This is a genomic window from Sporosarcina sp. SAFN-015, assembly GCF_059415085.1.
This window is the reverse complement of sequence record NZ_JBPFDR010000004.1, coordinates 71,387-91,802: the sequence shown is the minus strand read 5'-3', so window position 1 is coordinate 91,802 and position 20,416 is coordinate 71,387. Positions and strand designations below refer to the sequence as shown.

General features: G+C 42.5%; 25 protein-coding genes. 21 read left to right on the top strand and 4 right to left on the bottom strand.

Translation table 11 applies throughout. The annotated features are described in order from the left end of the window. Positions 1 to 84 precede the first annotated feature (84 nt). Positions 85 to 1,458 carry a magnesium transporter gene (mgtE, locus tag ACR65H_RS08620; protein WP_440499764.1) on the top strand — a complete coding sequence of 458 codons (1,374 nt, stop codon included), beginning with the start codon at positions 85 to 87 and terminating at the stop codon, positions 1,456 to 1,458. Between the two features lie 169 nt (positions 1,459 to 1,627). Then, a complete protein-coding gene (locus tag ACR65H_RS08615) occupies positions 1,628 to 1,903 on the top strand; it encodes a hypothetical protein (RefSeq protein WP_440499763.1) in 276 nt (91 codons plus the stop codon). Between the two features lie 108 nt (positions 1,904 to 2,011). Here ACR65H_RS08615 and ACR65H_RS08610 read toward each other — a convergent pair whose 3' ends face one another. Beyond that, complete coding sequence (locus tag ACR65H_RS08610; protein ID WP_440499762.1) at positions 2,012 to 2,569, bottom strand: CotY/CotZ family spore coat protein; 558 nt, start codon at positions 2,567 to 2,569, stop codon at positions 2,012 to 2,014. Between the two features lie 118 nt (positions 2,570 to 2,687). Here ACR65H_RS08610 and ACR65H_RS08605 point away from each other — a divergent pair, with 118 nt between their 5' ends. From ACR65H_RS08605 to ACR65H_RS08575, 7 genes are all read left to right on the top strand, one after another. Beyond that, positions 2,688 to 3,089 (top strand): hypothetical protein, encoded by a 402-nt coding sequence (locus tag ACR65H_RS08605; RefSeq protein ID WP_440499761.1) that lies wholly within the window; start codon positions 2,688 to 2,690, stop codon positions 3,087 to 3,089. After that, a complete protein-coding gene (gene spoVAC, locus ACR65H_RS08600) occupies positions 3,089 to 3,544 on the top strand; it encodes a stage V sporulation protein AC (RefSeq protein ID WP_440499760.1) in 456 nt (151 codons plus the stop codon). Before ACR65H_RS08605 ends, spoVAC begins: the two co-directional genes overlap by 1 nt. Continuing rightward, the gene (locus ACR65H_RS08595) at positions 3,538 to 4,539 is read left to right on the top strand and encodes a stage V sporulation protein AD (protein ID WP_440499759.1); all 1,002 of its coding nucleotides are present in this window, start codon (positions 3,538 to 3,540) and stop codon (positions 4,537 to 4,539) included. Before spoVAC ends, ACR65H_RS08595 begins: the two co-directional genes overlap by 7 nt. A 9-nt stretch (positions 4,540 to 4,548) precedes the next feature. After that, a complete protein-coding gene (gene spoVAE / locus ACR65H_RS08590; protein WP_440499758.1) occupies positions 4,549 to 4,911 on the top strand; it encodes a stage V sporulation protein AE in 363 nt (120 codons plus the stop codon). A 74-nt stretch (positions 4,912 to 4,985) separates the two neighbouring features. After that, entirely contained in the window at positions 4,986 to 5,123 is a 138-nt protein-coding gene (locus tag ACR65H_RS08585) for a YjcZ family sporulation protein (protein WP_440499757.1), read from the top strand. Between the two features lie 17 nt (positions 5,124 to 5,140). Beyond that, on the top strand, positions 5,141 to 5,389 hold the full coding sequence (locus tag ACR65H_RS08580) for a stage VI sporulation protein F (RefSeq protein WP_440499756.1): 249 nt from the start codon (positions 5,141 to 5,143) through the stop codon (positions 5,387 to 5,389). A gap of 200 nt (positions 5,390 to 5,589) precedes the next feature. Continuing rightward, a complete protein-coding gene (locus tag ACR65H_RS08575; protein ID WP_440499755.1) occupies positions 5,590 to 5,895 on the top strand; it encodes a hypothetical protein in 306 nt (101 codons plus the stop codon). Between the two features lie 110 nt (positions 5,896 to 6,005). Here the strand turns inward: ACR65H_RS08575 and ACR65H_RS08570 are convergent, their stop codons facing one another. The 3 genes from ACR65H_RS08570 to ACR65H_RS08560 form a co-directional block, all read right to left on the bottom strand. Further along, positions 6,006 to 6,443 (bottom strand): GNAT family N-acetyltransferase, encoded by a 438-nt coding sequence (locus tag ACR65H_RS08570; protein ID WP_440499754.1) that lies wholly within the window; start codon positions 6,441 to 6,443, stop codon positions 6,006 to 6,008. 3 nt (positions 6,444 to 6,446) lie between these two features. Continuing rightward, entirely contained in the window at positions 6,447 to 6,962 is a 516-nt protein-coding gene (locus ACR65H_RS08565) for a YjcG family protein (RefSeq protein WP_440499753.1), read from the bottom strand. An 83-nt stretch (positions 6,963 to 7,045) separates the two neighbouring features. After that, positions 7,046 to 7,771, bottom strand: a complete 726-nt coding sequence (locus ACR65H_RS08560; RefSeq protein WP_440499752.1) for an alpha/beta hydrolase — start codon at positions 7,769 to 7,771, stop codon at positions 7,046 to 7,048. Between the two features lie 179 nt (positions 7,772 to 7,950). On the opposite strand from ACR65H_RS08560, the gene ACR65H_RS08555 reads away from it, so the two are divergent. The 12 genes from ACR65H_RS08555 (at position 7,951) to ACR65H_RS08500 (ending at position 20,355) form a co-directional block, all read left to right on the top strand. Beyond that, positions 7,951 to 8,505, top strand: a complete 555-nt coding sequence (locus ACR65H_RS08555) for a phosphatidylglycerophosphatase A family protein (protein WP_440499751.1) — start codon at positions 7,951 to 7,953, stop codon at positions 8,503 to 8,505. 161 nt (positions 8,506 to 8,666) lie between these two features. Then, the gene (locus tag ACR65H_RS08550; RefSeq protein ID WP_440499750.1) at positions 8,667 to 9,653 is read left to right on the top strand and encodes a TAXI family TRAP transporter solute-binding subunit; all 987 of its coding nucleotides are present in this window, start codon (positions 8,667 to 8,669) and stop codon (positions 9,651 to 9,653) included. An 88-nt stretch (positions 9,654 to 9,741) separates the two neighbouring features. Next, complete coding sequence (locus ACR65H_RS08545; RefSeq protein WP_440499749.1) at positions 9,742 to 10,263, top strand: DUF1850 domain-containing protein; 522 nt, start codon at positions 9,742 to 9,744, stop codon at positions 10,261 to 10,263. Beyond that, positions 10,256 to 12,298: a TRAP transporter permease gene (locus ACR65H_RS08540; protein ID WP_440499748.1), complete on the top strand. Its 2,043-nt coding sequence runs from the start codon at positions 10,256 to 10,258 to the stop codon at positions 12,296 to 12,298. The genes ACR65H_RS08545 and ACR65H_RS08540 overlap by 8 nt, the downstream gene beginning before the upstream one ends. A gap of 301 nt (positions 12,299 to 12,599) precedes the next feature. Continuing rightward, positions 12,600 to 13,496 (top strand): ATP-binding cassette domain-containing protein, encoded by an 897-nt coding sequence (locus tag ACR65H_RS08535; RefSeq protein WP_440499747.1) that lies wholly within the window; start codon positions 12,600 to 12,602, stop codon positions 13,494 to 13,496. 80 nt (positions 13,497 to 13,576) lie between these two features. Further along, complete coding sequence (locus tag ACR65H_RS08530; RefSeq protein WP_440499746.1) at positions 13,577 to 14,785, top strand: hypothetical protein; 1,209 nt, start codon at positions 13,577 to 13,579, stop codon at positions 14,783 to 14,785. Between the two features lie 27 nt (positions 14,786 to 14,812). Beyond that, complete coding sequence (locus tag ACR65H_RS08525; RefSeq protein WP_440499745.1) at positions 14,813 to 15,967, top strand: hypothetical protein; 1,155 nt, start codon at positions 14,813 to 14,815, stop codon at positions 15,965 to 15,967. A 25-nt stretch (positions 15,968 to 15,992) separates the two neighbouring features. Then, the gene (locus tag ACR65H_RS08520) at positions 15,993 to 16,751 is read left to right on the top strand and encodes a hypothetical protein (protein WP_440499744.1); all 759 of its coding nucleotides are present in this window, start codon (positions 15,993 to 15,995) and stop codon (positions 16,749 to 16,751) included. Positions 16,752 to 16,816: 65 nt separating this feature from the next. After that, positions 16,817 to 17,623: an ABC transporter ATP-binding protein gene (locus ACR65H_RS08515; RefSeq protein ID WP_440499743.1), complete on the top strand. Its 807-nt coding sequence runs from the start codon at positions 16,817 to 16,819 to the stop codon at positions 17,621 to 17,623. Between the two features lie 95 nt (positions 17,624 to 17,718). Then, a complete protein-coding gene (locus tag ACR65H_RS08510) occupies positions 17,719 to 19,569 on the top strand; it encodes an SLC13 family permease (protein ID WP_440499742.1) in 1,851 nt (616 codons plus the stop codon). 74 nt (positions 19,570 to 19,643) lie between these two features. Further along, positions 19,644 to 20,057 (top strand): VOC family protein, encoded by a 414-nt coding sequence (locus ACR65H_RS08505; protein ID WP_440499741.1) that lies wholly within the window; start codon positions 19,644 to 19,646, stop codon positions 20,055 to 20,057. Between the two features lie 4 nt (positions 20,058 to 20,061). After that, on the top strand, positions 20,062 to 20,355 hold the full coding sequence (locus ACR65H_RS08500) for a hypothetical protein (protein ID WP_440499740.1): 294 nt from the start codon (positions 20,062 to 20,064) through the stop codon (positions 20,353 to 20,355). Positions 20,356 to 20,416: the final 61 nt, after the last annotated feature.

The following is a 20,416-nucleotide window of genomic DNA, read 5'->3' as shown; positions in this document are numbered from 1 at the left end:
TTCTCCTTTGTAGAGATTCTCTTTTCATTATCATACATTTAGGAATGCATTCATGCATGTCGGAGCGGAAAGGAAGGTGCAGCCATGACTGTAAACGAAGAAATTCGCGATGAAATTATTATCGACGAAGAAAATCTTATAAATTCATTGGAGCAGCAAGATATTAAAACGTTCCGTGATGAATATTTGATGCTTCACCCATATGATCGAGCTGTTTTTTATGAAAAGGTGGAAGCAGAACAACGAAAATTGATGTATTTTTTCCTCTCTCCGAAAGAGTTGGCGGAGATATTCGAGACGAGCGAAATCGATGAAGATGAATATAAGCAGTTCCTTCAGGAGATGGACACGACTTATGCCGCGGATATGATTTCTCACATGTTCGTCGACAATGCGGTAGATGTCCTGAAAGAACTTGATAAAGCGCAGATTGCCAGCTATTTGACGTTAATGAATAAAGAAGCGGCTGCACAAATCAAATCGCTCTTGCACTATGAAGAATATACTGCCGGTTCGATCATGACGACGGAATATGTTTCGATTCCGCAATATTCGACTGTTCGCTCCGCCATGACGATTCTTCGGAATGAAGCCCCCTCTGCAGAAACGATCTATTATGTCTTCGTCGTCGATGAAGATAATCGTTTAACGGGCGTCGTTTCGCTTAGGGATTTAATCATTACGGACGAAGATACGTTAATACAGTCTATTATGAATGAGCGTGTTGTCAGTGTACTTGTCTCCGATGACCAGGAAGACGTCGCAAGGACGACACAGGACTATAACTTGCTAGCTGTTCCTGTCGTTGATTTCCAACAGCATATGTTAGGGATCATTACGGTCGATGATATTATCGACGTATTAGACGAAGAAGCATCTGATGACTATTCAAAACTTGCCGCCGTATCCAATATGGATTCCTTTGACAAAACGTCATTTTCAGCTGCGAAGAAACGGATTCCATGGCTGATCATTCTGTTAGTGCTCGGCATGTTGACCGCGAATCTAATCGATCTATTCACCGATACAATTTCGCAAGTCGCATTGCTCGCTGCATTTATTCCATTAATTGCAGGTACTGCGGGTAATAGCGGGACTCAAGCATTGGCAGTCGCAGTTCGCGGTATTGCGACTCGTGACGTTGAGGATGAGAGCAAGTTCAAACTGCTATTGCGGGAAGCGGGCACTGGCTTGATTACCGGACTAATTTGCGCAATCTTCGTTGTCGGCCTCATTTTTATATGGAAGCATGAATTCATTATCGCGTTGCTCGTCGGGGCGGCCATTTTAGTTTCGATATTTGTTGCAACCATTTCCGGATCGTTCATCCCGCTCTTCATGCATCGGATGAAAATCGATCCTGCCGTCGCATCAGGTCCATTCATCACGACATTGAATGACGTCATTAGTATTATCATTTATCTCGGATTGGCAACAGTGTTCATCGGCAGCCTTTGAACAGAGGAAAGAACTTCATTCCGAATAGGCGCATATACTACGGAAAAAAGGGGGAATCAACATTTCCTACAATGAACCGTTACTATTTGTGCAGGGGCCGCCCGTCTATATAAAGGTGGCCGTCTATGAGGAAGAAAGCACGTCAGTCTTCGTTCCGAACGATGTATCCGTGAGAGAGGCGATTGACGTCAACTCATCCGTTCAAGCTGAAAGCCATGTTGTCAACCCCGCCATCATGAGCAAAATACGCTATTTGAGCGAACCGTTCAGGAAGCAGGCATATAAGCCTCTTCAATTCGTCATAGAAGGCAATCTCGTAAAAGGCGCAATCCATAAAGTCGAAAATGGCATTGTATGGATTGAAACGGATAATATGATTTCTGAAGTTGAAATCGCAAAGATAGAAGACGTCCTCTGGCGCGGGCAGCCATTTGACGAGAGATAGTAAAAACAGGACGGACCAGCAAATGGTCCGTCCTGTTTTTGGGTATAATAAAACGAAAAACTGCCCGATCGGATCGATCGGGCAGAGTCAGCATCACAGGTTATTCCTTCAATCTTCGTCACAATCGATGAAAACGTCTTTTACGCATTGAATTGCACAGAAGCATGTTAAATCGACAGTGACGCAAGTGCCTGTCGCTTCGAAGTTTTCTACTTCGCATACTGCATCGAGGTCTAATTTGCCGCCTTTGAATAAGTCGACTTTGCGACCTCTAGCATCACGCGGTTCAAGTACTTGGATTGTTGCGCAGCAATTGTCGAAAATATTTTGAACCCTGAAGAAGATCGAGAAACAAGTTGCACAGTCTCTACGCCCTTGGTCGGAGGCCGGTGCGCTATCACTCTCGTCGAACCGTCTTCTTCTTCTGAACATTGCTTTGAATGGATTACCTTTTTCGTCCAATAGCATGAATACACGCGTATTGGCCCGTTGACGTGCAGGGCTTACAAGGCTACCGAGCGGAGTCAGGAAACAGTCAGTTCTGCAATCGTCGCAATCTAGATCATCGCGGATATCCTGCACACGTTTAATGGCACGGACAACCTCGCAAATGCAATTGTCGTTGCGCCGTACATCTCCGACTTCTTCATTTCTTCCACATCCCATTCATTCCACCTCCTTTTCTCAACTCTTTATACCTTATGCGCTTGATTGCTCAGGGCTAGGGCAAACATCACGCATGAATAAAAAACAACAGCGATCGCCATACTGTTAAAAAAAGGGGATGGTGAATATTCGTCAGCTCATAACGTTGCTATGCTTGCTTCTTCTGCTATCTGGCTGTATTCCAAATGAATACAAATTCGAAAATCATACAGACGAGGATGCAAGTAAAGTAGAAGAGTTAGTGAAGGGAGATGATCGAATTAAAGGGGCTGCTGCCTTGTTTTATGAGGATCATTTGCTCGTTGGAATCCGTGTAAAAACCTTTTCCAGGTTTAATAAAAGGAAAATTGCCGCTGAACTTGAAAAGAAGTTGAAGGAAGAATACCCAGATTTATCGGTTTTCGCTTCTGCGGATAGCAAGATTTTAACGGAAACGAATAAACTCATCTTAAAAGACGATGAAAAGGGAATGAAGAAAAAAATTCATCATTTGATATCACTAGCGGAGGAAGAAACATAATGGACAAAGACAAATACGCGAAACTGGAGCAAGGGATCACTCCCAAGCCGCCATTACTCAAAAACATGATTAAAGCATTTCTTGTAGGCGGCACGATTTGTCTCATCGCGCAGTTCATAGCACTTTTCTATATGACTTTCTTCGACTTCACCGAACGGACAGCGAGCAATCCGACAGTTGCGACGATGATTTTCATCTCTATGCTGTTAACTGGATTTGGCCTCTATAAAAAAATTGGTCAAGTTGGTGGGGCAGGAGCGGCAGTCCCGATAACTGGGTTCGGCAATGCGGTTGTGTCAGCGGCGATCGAGCATAAGTCAGAAGGCTATGTGCTAGGTGTCGGGGGCAATATTTTTAAATTGGCTGGTTCAGTCATCGTGTATGGTGTTTTTTCAGCCTTTCTCGTTGCCCTTATTAAGACGATTTTAGTGAAGATGGGAGTCGTTTCATGGTAATGAAAGGCTTGTTGACATTCCAATCGACCCCTTCCATCGTTGCAACAGGCGTAACGGCAGGACCTCTTGAGAAGAAAAGTCCATTTCACACTAGCTTCGATAAGATATATGAAGATGAAAGATGCGGCATGGAAACGAATGAACAGGGACATTCAAAATTGATGGAAGATGCATGCATGATTGCGTTAAGTAAAGTGGATAAAATTCCATCGGATGCCGATTTTATATTAACAGGGGATCTTGTCAATCAAATGACCCCTACCAGTTTCTGTGCAACGTCAGTTGGAATCCCATATGTCGGCATGTTTTCGGCATGCGCAACTTCTGTCTCGTCCTTGCTTTTTGCGGCATTATTGGCGGAAGCGGGAATGTCGAAATTGGCAATTGCGGGTTCATCTAGCCAGCATAATGCGATCGAAAGGCAATTCCGATATCCGATTGAATACGGCGCGCAGAAAGGCAGTACCGCACAATGGACTGCGACTGCAGCAGGAGCTGCTGCCATTGCACCTTTCCAAGAAGGAGTTCCTTCTATAGAATGCGGAACGATTGGCATAGCGATAGATATGGGAATGACAGACCCATTGAATATGGGAGCCGCCATGGCGCCCGCCGCAGCTGATACGCTGAAGCGGCATTTGACTGGCCATGGAAAAGCTGCGAGTGACTATGATTTGATTATGACTGGCGATTTGGCTCAAGTCGGATTTTCAATTTTTCAAGAGCTAGTTAAAAACCAAGGAATAACTGATTTAAAGAACTTCAGTGATGCTGGCATGGAATTTTACGGCAACAATCCTGATTTCATGGCAGGAGCGAGCGGGGCGGGTTGTTCAGCCGCCGTTTATTTTTCGGAAGTCTATAAGAAGATGATGGATAAGGAATATAAACGAGTACTCCTGATTGCGACTGGTGCGCTTCTTTCCCCATTATCATACCAACAAGGAGAAACGATTCCGTGCATCGCGCACGCGATCGAACTAACGATGAAATGAGTGGTTTGATTGTTTTCGATTTACATTACCTCCTTTATAGTCGGCGGTCTCATTTGTGTCATTGGCCAGCTGATGTTTGATGTTGCAAAGCTGACACCGGCGCACACGCTCTGCATTCTTGTCGCAGCAGGCTCTGTATTGGACGGCTTTGGCCTTTACGAACCGCTTATTGATTTTGCAGGAACAGGTGCAACGATTCCGATCACGTCTTTCGGTAACGCATTGACGCATGGAGCGCTTGCGGAAGCTGAAAAACATGGCCTTATCGGTGTGCTGACAGGGATGTTTGAAGTGACAAGTTCTGGAATCAGTGCTGCGATTCTATTTGGCTTCATTGCTTCGTTTCTTTTCAAGTCTAAGGGCACCAATTGAAAAAATCTGTGCAAACGCCCCCTTCTTCTCTCCGCTATCTGCATAGGATAGACGGAAGGGAAGGAGGGATTTTTATGTTCGGTGGATGCTATTCTGGCGGAGGCTTTGGCGGCGGATATGGCGGGTATGGAAGAGGCTATGGCGGTTCCACTTTCGTACTGATTGTTGTTCTCTTCATCTTGCTAATCATCGTTGGCAGTAGCTTTGTCTAAGGAGGAGGGATGACAATATGAATGACTCGTTTTTTAAAAAGATAGAATCAAAAACCGGCGTTCCGATGGAAGAAGTATTCGCATTGGCGAACGCAATTCAATATGCGGATTTCAGCGATGAGCGACAAGTGCGGAAAATCGTTAAAAAAGTAGGCAGACTCGCAAAAAAAGAAGTCCCGCAACATATGGAAGATGAACTCGTGAAATCGATCGTAAACAACGGAAAATCAGTTAATTTCAATGATATTCAGCGGATGATGGGGTAACCCAAAAGTAGCTGGATGACGTCCAAATACCCACGCCTGTATCATTGTCCACATAACCGATGACCCGGGCTGGAAATAGATTATGCCTAGTTGATCACTACGAAAATAGGTGAAACCATTCATTTTCAGTCTTATATGTTTCATAAACTATAAATGAGGTTAAAGGGTATGTGAGAAATTAATGTAAAGGGGTGTGGGAAATGGGCTATATACTACCGATTCAGCAGACGCAGGCTGAAATGTACGCGAATCGAATGAATGCAGTGCGTAACAATTTCGCATATGTCGATCGAGTGGAAAAAGTTAAAATGGATCCGGATTTGATGGATAAATTTGATGATACACTTCGAAGTGAACAGGAGCGAATCATGGAGGAAGGAGAAACAGTTATCGTAAACTCCCGCCCTCCTTACTTAAAAGGGTTCATCTATCCGAATCCTGCCAACCTATCGCCTGAAATAGCGCAACTTGTAGGAAAAGGACTCGCGGTAAACGAATATGTGTAAAACAAGATGGGCGGCATCTATATTCTATTAAAAGGATTAAAGATGACGTCAAAAAAAGAGCAGACTCGCAACCGGTCAACGGAAGCGATCTGCTCTTTTTATTCATTAAACTAGTTTGAAACTATTTCCTTTTCCATTGCGCGATGCGGAATATCCGCATCCATGAATTCAGGTGATGTGACCGTATACCCGAGTTTCTCATAAAAAGGCACGGCATAAGATTGTGCGTTCAGTACGATTTTCGTCATCCCGACAGATTTCGCATGTCTTTCAAGTTCATGCATTATCAAATTCCCGAGATGCTTTCCACGTAACTCTTTCACTACGCACACCCGCTCTACTTTAGCGATTCCCGATTCGATTTCCCGAATGCGTCCAGCTCCGATCGGGCGCTGTTCATCATAGACGATGAAATGGGTAGCGGATTTATCAAACTCATCAATTTCAAGACTAATTGGTACCCCTTGCTCATCCACAAAAACTTTTTTTCGCACGTCATACGCATCTGCCCGTTCACGCTCTGAACGGGCAATTTTTACTTCGATCAATCTTTAGCTTTCCTCGCCGAGACGGAAAGTTTCATAAACTGTCCAAGACCCGTCTTCAAGTTGATAGAGTAGGTGAATGCGGTCGATAGTCTCGGTATGGTCTACGCCAAACATTTTAATTTGTCCGATAATATCGTCATGTTCACCAGAATTCAATTTTTGTGCGATTGTAATATGCGGAACGAAGGAATATTCAGGTTTTTCACCGAAAAAGTCTTCATTTAGGTCTTTATGAAGTGAAAGGATATCTTCATTTGGTGTAACTTTAAAGAAAATCGTGTTGGTGATGGGTGCAAACGTGCTAACTTTCGATACATTCAATTCGAAAGGCTTATGGCTGCGAGCAACCTTCTTAATGGCTTCTGCAACTTGCTCGATCTCCTTATCATCTGCCTCGAAAACACCTTTGACGGTCATGTGAGGCGTAATAAGCGCATAATGTGGATCATAACGTTTCCTATACCCATTCGCCAAGTCTTGAAGTTTCTTTGAAGGGAAAGCTACAATACCATATTTCATAATAAAAGACCTCCTCGTAAAATGTTTACATACATCTTAGAATTAATTATAGCAGAATGAACTACTCTTTGAAATGTTTGGCATCATTCCTCTTGAAAGGATTCCTTAATTGCTCTTCGGACGTCCTGTTGCCAATACTTCCATGTATGGTTCCCTTTAAATTCTTCATAGAAGTATGAAAACCCTTTTCTTTTGATCAAATTATGCAATTCCCTGTTTGGAGTGAGGAAATCGCGGATGCCATCTTGTGTCGTTTTCACTTCCGTTTCCTCTTCGCCGATGACATGGTAAACGGAAAATGCTGATGGATCTTTGAATCCTTCCACTTTTTCCATTACATATTCATCAACATAGGGAGAATGGAGAATCACCTTCCCGAAGCAGTTCGGATATTTCAAAGCGGTCAAGAGCGAAATTGTTGCAGCCAATGAATCGCCGATTAACCCTCGACCTGCGCCGACTTGGTAGGTCGGGTAATTTTCATCGATATAAGGGACAAGCTCATGCGCAAGAAAACGGATATAATCTTCATGCCGGTCGCCTTCCGGATGGTACATCCTTCTGCGTTCCTCTACACTTTTATACGGGATGCCGACAACAATCATATTATTGATGTCACCTTCGTAAACTAATTCGTCTACAACCCGTCCGATCCTTCCGTACTGAAAATAATCTTTCCCGTCTGAAGCAATTAGAACTGAATACTTGTAAAGTGGTGAATACTGATATGGCAAATGGATGAGAAGTTGCATCTCCTCATCGAGTGCCTTGCTATATAAGTTTATTTCTTCGATTTTTCCGTACTTCATCAGCAAGTCCTCCCAGTTGTATTATGTAAGAAGATTGTAACATAAGTGAATGAACAGGTATAATGGTTGGATAACCTGTTACATGTTGGAAGAAACAGTCGCAAAATTGAGTAAACATCTGAAAGGCTGCTGTCATATTATACGTGACGGGCAGAGGAAAGAATAAGGAGGTAGTAATTATGTTCACGGGAAAAAACATTGTCCATTCCGACGTTGTTGCAAAAGCTACAAAAGAAGCATTGATCCGAAGAGGCGTTACATTGGAAGATATAGCTAAAATCGTATACGAAATGCAAGTGCCTTATAATGAAGGTCTTGACCTTGCCGAATGTGTAGATTCAGTCGAAAGAGTGTTGCGGAAGAGAGAACTTCAGCATGCAATACTTGTCGGAATCGAATTGGATGAGCTCGGGGAACAAGGGAAACTTTCGGCTCCGCTTCAACAAATCGTTGAATCCGACGAAGGGCTCTTTGGCGTGGATGAAACAATTGCATTAGGCGCGGTCTTTACTTACGGATCGATTGCGGTAACGACATTCGGCCATCTTGATAAAAACAAAATAGGCATTATCAATGAGCTGGATACGAAAAAGGGAAATGGTGTCCATACATTCCTTGATGATCTAGTCGCAAGTGTCGCATCCTGTGCCGCATCAAGACTCGCACACCGAAAAAGAGATTTGGAAGAAGCAGGAATCACTTATTTCGATGAGACAAACAAAGAACTAGATTGATCAATAAAGAGGAAGGTGATGGATTTCATCTTCCTTTTCAGTATTGAAATCGCTTGCAAGTTACTGAAAGTTGCCAAGAATGATTGACAAGCGAATAACCTTTCGTGTTAGAATAGGTGTTAAGTTGCAAAAATACTATATAAAAAGGGGAGAATGGAAATATGAATACAAAGAGATTTCGTATTCTTGCATTCATTTCGATGATCGCGTTGCTAGTCCTGTCAGCTTGTAATTCAGGTGATTCAAGCAAGGGATCAGGCTCTGATTCAGGCAAAACAAAAGAAGATTATGATTTTCTGAGTGTATTGACGGGTGGTACACAAGGTACATATTACGCACTTGGAGGCGCACTTGCGGATATCATCTCGCAAGAAACGGGTGTTAAAACGACTGCTGAAGTTTCACAAGCGTCAGCAGCGAATATGACTGCTTTAAAAGACGGCAGCGCTGAAATCGCTTTCGTACAAACAGATATCGCTTATTATGCATCTAAAGGTGAAATGATGTTTGATGGAGAAGTCATCGACAACGTTTCAGCTATCGGTGCTCTATATCCTGAAACAGTTCAATTGGTTACATTGGAAAAGACTGGCATCAAAACGTTTGAAGATTTGAAAGGTAAAAAGGTTTCTGTAGGAGCACCTGGTTCCGGTACGTATGCGAACGCGGAGCAGTTGCTAGAAATTCATGGCTTATCGATGGATGATATCCAACCGCAAGACTTGGATTTTGGGGAATCCCAAGAAAGCTTGCAAGCAGGTCAGATCGACGCAGCTTTCATCACTGCAGGTACTCCAACTGGCGCGGTTGAAGGTTTGAACGCTGTCGCACAAGTTTACATCGTACCTGTCTCTGATGAAAAAGCAGACGAATTGATTTCAAAATATCAATACTACGCAAAAGAAGTCATCCCTGCAGGAACATATGGAATTGCAGAAGATACGCCGACTGTTTCAGTTGGTGCAATGTTGATTATCCAAAACGACGTTCCTGAAGATCTTGCTTATGAAATCACAAAAGCGATCTATGACAATGCATCTAAACTAACACATCCAAAAGGCGCGTTGATCAAAGCTGAAACAGGACTTGATGGAATCGGGATCCCTGTTCACCCAGGCGCTCAAAAGTACTTTGACGAACAAAAATAATTGAATGAAATTTGATTGTTGGACGGGGCGGTGAGGCGTATGCTTCAGCCGTCCCATTCTTAATTGCTAGTGTGAAAGGGAGAAATGTATGAAGAAGAAGCAAGTAATTCTCCCCAGTCTGCTATTTGCACTACTCATTTTCCTCGTCACTATTTTCCTGCCGATACATAAGGTTTTCACCTTTACGGAATATCGAACTGATCATCCAAAAACGTATTACTATAAAATAGAGGATGAGCGAGATTTTCAAATACGCTATGTACACTCCATATTTTTAACCGATGTCGTTGAATCCTATCGTATTACTGATCAAAATGCCATCCAATTACTATCGATGCAATATGAAAGTGTTGGAATTGGATTGCCGGGCTATGCAGAGGAAGGAGAAACGCTATCAGTAAATGATGGAATGTATACGCTTACGTACGAGCAGAACATTATTCAATCATTTGTCCTTTTCGTAGGCGATGTCAATGCTGATCTTGCCTTCAGATATAAAGGAAATGAAGTGGATTTGAAAAGCTATTTGACTAGAGGGAAATCGTACACATTTCGTGTGCAACGCCAATCATTCTATCAATTGATGAAAGGAGTAAATTTGAATGGCTAAAAATAAGAATCGGGAAGAATCTCTGAAAGAGTCCCAAGTTGACAGCCTTGAAACATTAACAGAAGAACAACAGCTTGAAATTCTTCAAAAATATGATCCCGAATCGAATACACGGAATGTGAAAGGGTTCTTTAAAATCGTCGTTTTTGCAGGATTGTTGGCTTTCTCGTTATTTCAATTATATACGTCAATCGGGACACCGTTTACTGCATATATACAACGATCCATCCACTTAGGATTTGCTCTAGCATTAATTTTCCTTTTGTTCCCTGCTATTAAAAAAACGGGAGTCAAGAAAGACAAAGTGCCTTTCTACGACGTCATTCTATCTTTGCTGGCCATTGCGGTAGGTTTATACTGGCCATTATTTTATGATGATCTTGTCTTTCGAGTAGGAAGGGTATCCGATTTGGATCTATTCATCGGAATTGTCGCTATTCTATTGACATTGGAGGCTGCAAGACGTGCAGTCGGCTTGCCGATTACAATCATCTCGGTAGTTTTCCTAATTTATGCATTTTACGGCCGCTATTTCCCTGGCTTCTTGGCGCACCGCGGCCAAGACTTAAAAAGCATTGTCCAGTTAATGTTCTATACGACTGATGGTATTTTAGGAACGCCGATCAGCGTATCTGCTACATTCATTTTCGTCTTCCTCTTATTCGGTGCATTCCTTGTGAAGACCGGAGTTGGAAACTACTTCAATGACTTAGCTGTCGTCCTCGCAGGCCGTTTGACAGGAGGTCCTGCTAAAGTTGCTATCTTCTCAAGTGCATTGCAAGGAACGATTTCAGGAAGCTCCGTTGCAAACGTAGTCGGATCAGGTTCTTATACGATTCCAATGATGAAGAAATTGGGGTATCGTAAGGAATTTGCAGGCGGCGTTGAAGCGGCTGCTTCAACGGGTGGGCAAATTATGCCTCCGATCATGGGAGCTGCAGCATTCCTAATGGTTGAGTTCATTGGCGGCATCACGTATTGGGAAATTGCAAAAGCAGCTGCGATTCCTGCATTGCTCTACTTTACAGGAATTTGGATTATGACGCATTTTGAAGCGAAGCGTGTCGGTCTAGAAGGCATGTCTCCAGACCAGATACCTGATCGGAAAGCGACATTGAAAAAGATTTATCTCCTATTGCCGATTTTAGGAATTATCTTATTCCTATTATTAGGGATTCCAACAATGAAAGCTGCATTATTGGGGATTGTCCTCACTTTAGTTGTCAGCTTCTTTGATAAATCGACGAGACTCGGGCCGAAAGATATTATTATGGCCCTCGTTGACGGGGCGCGTACTGCATTGGCCGTTGCCGCGGCGACTGCTTGTGCGGGTATTATCGTCGGTGTCGTCGTAAAAACCGGTTTAGGACTAAGCCTTGCAAACGGCCTCGTTTCTGCAGCGGGCGGTAATATCCTATTAACTCTTATCTTTACGATGTTGGCAGCTCTAGTCCTCGGGATGGGCTCACCAACAACGGCTAACTATGTTATTACATCTACAATTGCTGCTCCGGCAATCATTTTGTTGCTGATGGGCGGCGAAATGGGACCAGGTACTACAGTTCCGGTTGTAGTTGCCGTCTCTGCACATTTGTTCGTGTTCTATTTCGGAATCATCGCGGATATTACACCGCCAGTTGCATTGGCAGCATTCGCCGCATCTGGAATTTCTGGCGGAGATCCGATCAAAACTGGCGTCAATTCTGCGAAGCTTGCGATTGCGGCATTTATTATTCCGTATATGTTTGTCTTCAATCCAGCTATGCTCATGATCGACTCCAGTCTCTTTGAGATCTTATGGGTCACCTTCTCCGCTATCATCGGTATGATTGCTATCGGGGCGGGCATGATCGGCTTTTGGTACCGGAAGTGTAATTGGATCGAGCGTATTCTCGCTGTCGTAACAGGATTATTATTGATATTCCCTGAAACGATTACGGATATTGTCGGTTTAGTTCTATTCGTCATCCAAGTTGCCATTCAATGGAAAACAAAGAACAACACACCGAAAAATAAAGAAGTAGCAGTGTCATAATTAAAAAGGCTGTCACATTGTCAACTAGACAATTGTGACAGCCTTTTACATTTATAGAAACGCTACGTAAATAAAATAGAATAAAAGAACCAAGTTCGATTAATTAAAAGTTTATGGACTATTGAAATATTACAATAATATGTCTATAGTGTAATAAGACAAACAAAAATTTGGAAAAACTGAAGACGTTGGAATCAAAAGGGAAGCTGTGATGAATCGGAACTAACTAAAACACGAGTTTAATGTGAACTTTCGTCGGGGGAAAGCGGTTGTAAGAACAAACTGAAAGGCGGAAAAACAAATGCTGAAATTATCAAATGTGTCAATTACGTATAATGATAGAGCTGTTCTCGATAAATTGGACTTAACTGCAAATATAGGAGAGATCATTGGGGTGGCGGCTCCTAATGGTACGGGGAAATCTACAATGTTTAATGTTATGGCAAACTTTGTGAAGCCCGATTCGGGACATGTGCTGTTTGATGGTAAATACGCATACCGAAATGAAAAAGAGGAGTTATTGATCCATAAGCAGTTGTGCACGTTTCCTGAACAGAAAGATCTGTTCGAGGAACTATCCGGAGTGGATCATTTGAAATTATATGCAAACATGTGGAAAGGTTCATCGAAGCATGTACCTACAGTAATTGAGCGACTTCATATGGGCAATTATGTTAAACGGAAAGTACGTACGTATTCATTAGGAATGCGACAACGTCTATGCTTTGCTATGATGATGGCCGCTGATACGCCGGTCATGCTAATGGATGAGGTGATGAATGGACTGGATGTAGATAATGTAGCGTTAATTTCAGAATGCTTAATGGAAATGAAAAAGGATAAGCTTATCTTTGTCGCATCCCATTTACTATCCAACTTGGATCTATATGCGGATAGGGTCCTATTCCTGAAAGACGGAAAGTTTGTCCATGAACATAGATTTACAGGTGAAAACGATGTGTTCCTGAAGATTGAAGTAACTCCGGACCAATACGAAGCATTGAAAGAAAAAGTTGCACTTCCGCAAGGCTACATCTATATAGCGAAACACTTATTATGCATCCCTCTTAAGGGGATGAGCGAGTCCGAACAAACAAAGTGGATTGAGCGGATGCTCGATTATAACGAAAAAGAAATGACGGTCGGGCCTTTGGGTACAGTGGAATACTATGATAAGTATTATTCCAAAAATGTTTAATAGTAAAGCGGAGCAATGGAAAATGCCTTGCCTTTAGGCACTTTTTTCTTAATACTTAACGACCAAAAGGGGAAGCTGGGATGAACCGTAATTATTTGAAGCATGAATTTCTTATAACAGGCAGAAGCAGGCGTAATATACCTTTTCTTTTGTTCATCAGTGTATTATTGCTGAGCTATTGTATTATTTTGCTGCCGAACGAAGAGACAAAAGAAACATATAAGCCTGACGAAGTTAGAAGCTATTTAATAGATCTAGAAGTGGAACAAGAATTAAGGGAAGCAAAGGGAAATACGGGCATTATCAAGATGACAGGCATGCCTGTCTATGCCTATAATGCATACTATTACAAACTGAATCACGCAATGCTTACAGCGTATGAGGATAACAACTATCCACGGTTGCTTTATTTAAGGAACTTTTCCCTATTAGGAAATGAATATGAATATACGTCAGATGAAAACCTTTTTGCGCTATCTCCATACCCAGGGAAAGATCGCTCTCATTTATATAAGCAAACGATGATGCGATATGAAGATTATTTAACGAATGACTATCCTATTACATATGGTTTGATGTATGAAAAGACAGGGTTGCAAGCATTGCAAAAGTTCCTACAGACGAATGGGATACTATTTATCTTATTTTGTGCAATCTTTTTCAGCAGTGATATGTTATCGAGAGACCGCAAAAATCGATCGGTATTGCAAGGCGTTCCTCTATCCTGGTATCGCCAATTGAACTTGAAATCACTATCCGCATTCTTCTATTCGTTGCTCGTTATTATCGGAATCCTTGTTGCAGGGGTTGTCGTGATGAGTGTGCAATTCGGCTTTGGTTATTTCGATTTACATGTTCCCATCATGATCGCACAAGAAACTTTTACATTCGAAGATTATGATGTCATTTCAATTGCAGTCTTTTTAGGAAAAACACTAATAGTCGTTCCTCTATTAATCTTCCTCTTTATCCGATTGAACGTCATTTTAGGTCTTCTGTTTAAAAATGAATGGCTCGTCTTGCTAGTCAGCAGTTTAATTCTCTTCTCAGACCGCCTATTCGTTTCAAGAACGACAAGAGAGATTTTCGGAAAAGATATTAGTTTCTTTCCTCAAACGTATTTTGATTTCGGTAAAATTGTAAACGGGGATAAGAACTTTCTATTAAATACAGAGACGATTACATATACGAAAGGTATTATCGTATTGCTAGTAACGATTGCTGTTATTGAACTTGTGCTATTCGCACTTTCAAAGATCATTAATAAACGACGTTTCTATTTTGAGTGAAAAATATGAACGAGGAAGGATACAATTATGTTTTGGAAGTATTTATTATTTGAAACAAAACTATTGCTCCATAATCGGAAAAACTGGTTGCTTGGAATTGGTCTCATCCTGTTTTTCCCTTTGTACTACTCCCAATACAGTCAAATTGACATTAAAGATATGCAGAGACTCAAAAACGAGGAAGCACAGCATTTCCATACAGTGTTTAATGCGTTTCCTGAGGAATTGCGGGAGACGGCAGAAGGAGAAGCAATCTATACCAACTTGACCCAACAATCTTCATTGATTAATATGCAAAGGTTTTATTTATGGAAGAAAGACGATTATGACAAATATATTGAAGATGGCATTAAATTGAACGAATTGCGCCTCGAATTACATGAGTTGGGAAACAAAGGAATCCATCCTAACTATGTGATTCCAAAGAATGTCATTCAAAAAGAATTGGCGATTTTGCGCTATTACAAAGTACATAAATTGCCGCTAGTGCCAAATCCATTCGTAGCCAGCAATTATTTGCCCGTTGCATTGAGCATGATCAGCGGTTTGCTATTTTGTATTTTCGTATTAATAATCGGAAGCAGTATGTTGTTGAATGACCAGCGACATCGATCAGTTGTTGGAGGCTTTCCGATATCCTTTATGCAAAAGGTAAGCAGCAAGGTTGCTATCCATCTAGTCCAAGTTATGTTATTCCTAGGTCTTGGCGTACTGATCGGTGGTTATTATGTTGCCCAAAAAACGGAATGGGGAAACTTCACCACGCCTATTCTTATTTATCAAGACATGGATTACATTGCGGTATCGACAATTAGGTATTTAACTTACATGTTCATCGCATTTGCGTTAATTGCCTTATTCCTGTTGCTCGTATTTGTTCTCATCAATGTCATGACGAAGAATTTATACGCGACCATTTTGGCGATGCTTGTCATTTTACTGCTGCCCGATGTAATGAGTGTCGCGGATGTGAAATTCAATTGGCTATATCCATTGAAATTTATCGACATTAGCTCCGTTTTGAATGGGGAAGCAGCTATGGAATTCGGCAATGAAAAATTGGACTTCAAACATTCTTTTCGTTGGTTAGTAGGTCTCAATCTGCTAGCCGTAGCTATTCTGTACGGGCGGAATAAACTTCTATACATCCGAAAAGGGGAAGTCGCATTACCATCAAACTGATAAGATGGCAAAGGATGCGACCTCAATGGAAAATAAGGAACGGTGGAGTATTATGAAAAACACTATGCAGAAATGGTTCCAATTGTTAGGCGGCAAGACAGGTCCAACGATTTTAATTGCCTCATGCCTACTGATCCTGTCGGCATGTCATCCTTTACAAAAATCGGAACCCGAAAAGTTAATTCCTTATGAGAAGAACTTTGAAATTGTTGGTCCTGAAAAGGATGCATTGATCGGAAAAGTGAACCCGGCAATTTACACGACAGTGGATCGTAGCAACGAAAACGCTGAACAGGTTGAAAGCGAGGTCTATACGAAAGAAGGAGTCAAGGTTACTCTTCAACCGGGGAGATATTCAATCACGGGATATCCAGTAGGAAACATTTTTATTTATGATAAAAACGGAGATCTTGTCATTCGTGAAATACTAGGACATTCAGCGGGAGTCGGCAGTTTAACAGTCGATATTGACGGTACATATACTGTTTTTGCGGATGGTGGGTATGATTACGTCAGTTTCGTACCGATACCGACACAGCTGTCTACTGACTTAAATGCAGGTATTTGGGAAGTAGGACTAGATATTGAAGCTGGTGAATATATATTTGGCAGTGAGTACGGTCTCGGATATTTGGAACTTCACGAAGAGGGGAAGGAACCTGTCCTTTATGAAGTAATTGGTGGCATTGAGACCGGATCAAAAAGCCGCGTGAAATTGACAGAAGGGCAAAAGATTAGGATTACGGGAATCTCTCTCGTGAATTTTAAGCCGATAGACGAATAAATGGAACGGTGGATCGAACAGGATCTGCCGTTTTTCAATAAAACTATGGAAGTGAGTGACGTACAATGCAAAACGTAATTGACATGGAGAAAGTAATGTTTCGCAGAGGCGATAAGGAGATTCTTACAAATATCGATTGGACGATCAGGGAGAATGAGCACTGGGCGATTTTAGGGTTGAATGGTTCCGGTAAAACGTCGCTTCTCAATATTATATCCGCACATCAATTTCCGACTGAAGGAGAGGTTCACGTTCTAGGTAACCGATTTGGTGAAACGAACCTACCGGAACTACGAAAAGAGATCGGCTTTGTAAGCAGTTCGTTGGAGCGATTCGCGCAAATGTTTCAAAATGACACGGTCGAGCGAGTTATCATTAGTGGTAAGTTTGCGAGTTTCGGCTTGTATGAGCATCCATCCCCTGTTGATTGGGAAAGAGCGGACGAGCTGTTGCATGATTTCCGGTTATCCTACTTAAGAGGAAAGCGCATTAACTCGCTTTCAGAAGGTGAAAAACGTCGGATTTTAATTGCTAGAGCACTCATGAATAAACCACGAATGCTCATTATGGATGAACCATGTTCCGGTTTAGATATATTATCAAGGGAGCAATTTTTACATACGTTGCAAGTTGTTACGAAAAATGACTGTCATCTCGTCTATGTGTCGCACCACGTCGAGGAATTGGTCGAAGACATTACCCATGTCCTTCTTTTAAAAGAAGGAAGGATTGTGGCATCCGGAAAGAAAGAGGATGTAATGACGGATGAATTGCTGACAGAAACATACAACGTTCACGTTAAAATTCGATGGGATGAAGGAAGGCCATATCTTTCGATAAGAAGAAGTGCCCCCGTGGGGATAGAAAGTTGACCGAATAAAATTGTTCACGTAAATGTACGTTACCGGTCGGTGCTTGTTTTCTTTCTATACTACAATGGTTGTAATGATATGAAGAAAGGAACGAGGTGCCTGTGCAACTCACGCTTACATTCATCATTTTAGGAATTACGGTCGTTTTATTCATGACGAATAAAATACGCGCGGATCTCGTCGCGATTCTCGCCTTGCTCGCTTTCGTTCTGACGGGTATCTTAACGCCCGTAGAAGCGTTATCCGGTTTCTCCAACTCAGTCGTCATTATGATTGCTGCCCTATTTGTAATAGGAGCCGGTATTTTGCGGACTGGGCTAGCACAAATGGCCGGTACATTATTATTGCGGTATTCAGGTGATAGTGAGGAACGGCTGTTCATTCTCCTCTTGGTCATTGTCGCTTCAGTGGGCGCATTCATGAGCAATACAGGAACAGTCGCCCTTATGCTGCCAATTGTCATTAGTATTGCCATCAGTATTAACAGCAGCCCGTCAAAGTATTTGATTCCGCTTTCCTATATGGCAAGCTTCTCAGGATTGCTCACGCTTATTGCATCACCGCCCAATTTGATCATCAGTCAAATGCTTGTTGATAATGGGTATGAGAAACTTGGCTTTTTTCAAATCACCCCAATCGGTGTCATCGGGGTTATCATCGGCCTCATTTATTTGTATTCGATCCGAAATTCATTGCTGCCGAAAGGGAAGAAGGCGTCCAATTCCAATCAGGCTCAAAAGCTATCGACGAAGCAATTGGCGGCTGACTATAAGCTTGGAGGAAACTTGTATGTAGTAAAAATTCCAGAAGGGTCTGAAATGATTGGGAAGCGGCTCGCTCAATTGAAGATCCCTGCGACGTATAAGTTATGTATTTTAAAAATAAGTAGGAAATCGAAGGAAGGTCTGAATTTATTGCCGATGACCTATCAAGAGATGGCGGGGCCAAACAGCATTATTCAGCCGAAGGACCGACTTTACGTGCAAGGATCGGCCGATAATGTGGAACAATTCATCGAAGATTACGGGCTGGCGATGGAACGAGGTACGTCTGAGACGGATGAGCTCGTTTCGAAGCAGCTCGGCATCGCGGAAGTGCTGCTTACTCCGCATTCAAAGTTAATAAATGAGACGCTCCGAACAATCAACTTCCGCGAAAAGTACAATTTGAATATTCTAGGCATCAACCGTCAAGGTGAGTATGTCGTGAAAGATATGTCGAAGCAAAAACTCCGGTTTGGAGATGCCCTTCTCGTTCAAGGATCTTGGGATTCGATCGAATTGCTTTCACGTGAAACGAATAACGTTGTCGTCATCGGCCAGCCGAAGGAACATGCAAGCATGGCGGCTGCGAGCGGGAAGGCGTCGATCGCGGGTGCCATTATGATTTTAATGGTTCTGCTCATGGTGTTTGAAGTGTTTCCGGCAGTCATTTCTGTATTGATTGGCGCTACACTAATGATTTTAACAGGTTGCGTACGGAATATGGATGACGCATACGGGCAAATCAACTGGGAAAGTATCATCCTTATCGGAGCTATGCTTCCGATGGCAACCGCGCTTGAAAATACAGGCGGAATGGTGTTGCTTTCAGAAGGAATCATCCAATTGCTCGGCGGACTCGGACCATTGGGCGTGCTAGGGGGAATCTTCCTATTGACAATGACTTTTGGTCAATTCATTAGTAATACCGCGACAGCTGTCTTGTTTGCGCCGATTGGATTAAGCGCTGCCCTCAGCATTGGCGTCAGTCCTTATCCGTTTCTCATTGCAGTCGCGGTCGGGGCAAGCATGGCATTCTCAACTCCAGTCGCCTCACCGACGAATGCGCTCGTCATGACTGCTGGCGGCTACCAATTCAAAGACTTTGTAAAAATTGGCGTGCCGCTTCAATTCATCATGCTTGTCGTTATGATGATCGCTATTCCGATATTGTTTCCATTTTGATTCATTATCGATTTGCAAGAGGGCTTGTACATGGTAAACTGAATTGAATGAATATTAGGGAAGGGGTAATGGCAATGGCAGTAGAAGTCTATTTGAATTTCAATGGAAATTGCAGGCAAGCGGTCGAGTATTATGCGGAGGTCTTCAATACGGAGAAACCTGAAATTATGACATTTGGTGAGACTCCACAACATCCTGATTATCAACTGCCTGAAGAAGCTAAAAACTTGGTTATGCATACAAGGTTGAATATTAATGGAAGCAGAGTCATGTTCTCTGATACTTTTCCAGGTTCTCCTTTTATCGAAGGAAACAATGTCAGCCTTGCCTTTGTCAGCAATGATGTCGAGCTAATCAAAAATGCCTTTGATAAGTTAAAGCAAGACGGAACTGTAGTGATGGATCTTCAGGAAACGTTTTGGAGCAAAAGCTACGGCTCGTTGAAAGACCAATTTGGCATCGAATGGCAGTTCAGCCACGAAGAATGAATAATTGAAAGTAAAACGGCGGGAGATTGCTTCCTGCCGTTTTTGTTTAAAGCAAGCCGTCGCGCGTCCAAAATCGTTCACTCCACGTCCAAAGGAAGCCGTCGCGCGTCCAAAATCGTTCACTCCACGTCCAAAGGAAGCCGTCGCGCGTCCAAAGTCATTCACTCTTCGTCCAAAGCAAGTCGTCGCGCGTCCAAAGTCAGCTACTCCACGTCCAAAGGAAGCCGTCGCGCGTCCAAAGTCAATCACTCTTCGTCCAAAGCAAGTCGTCACGCGTCCAAAGCAAACCCCTGCCTAGTCCATTCTTTCATCGAAATCCTGACAATGATACAATAATAAAAAACAATTGCCATTGTGAA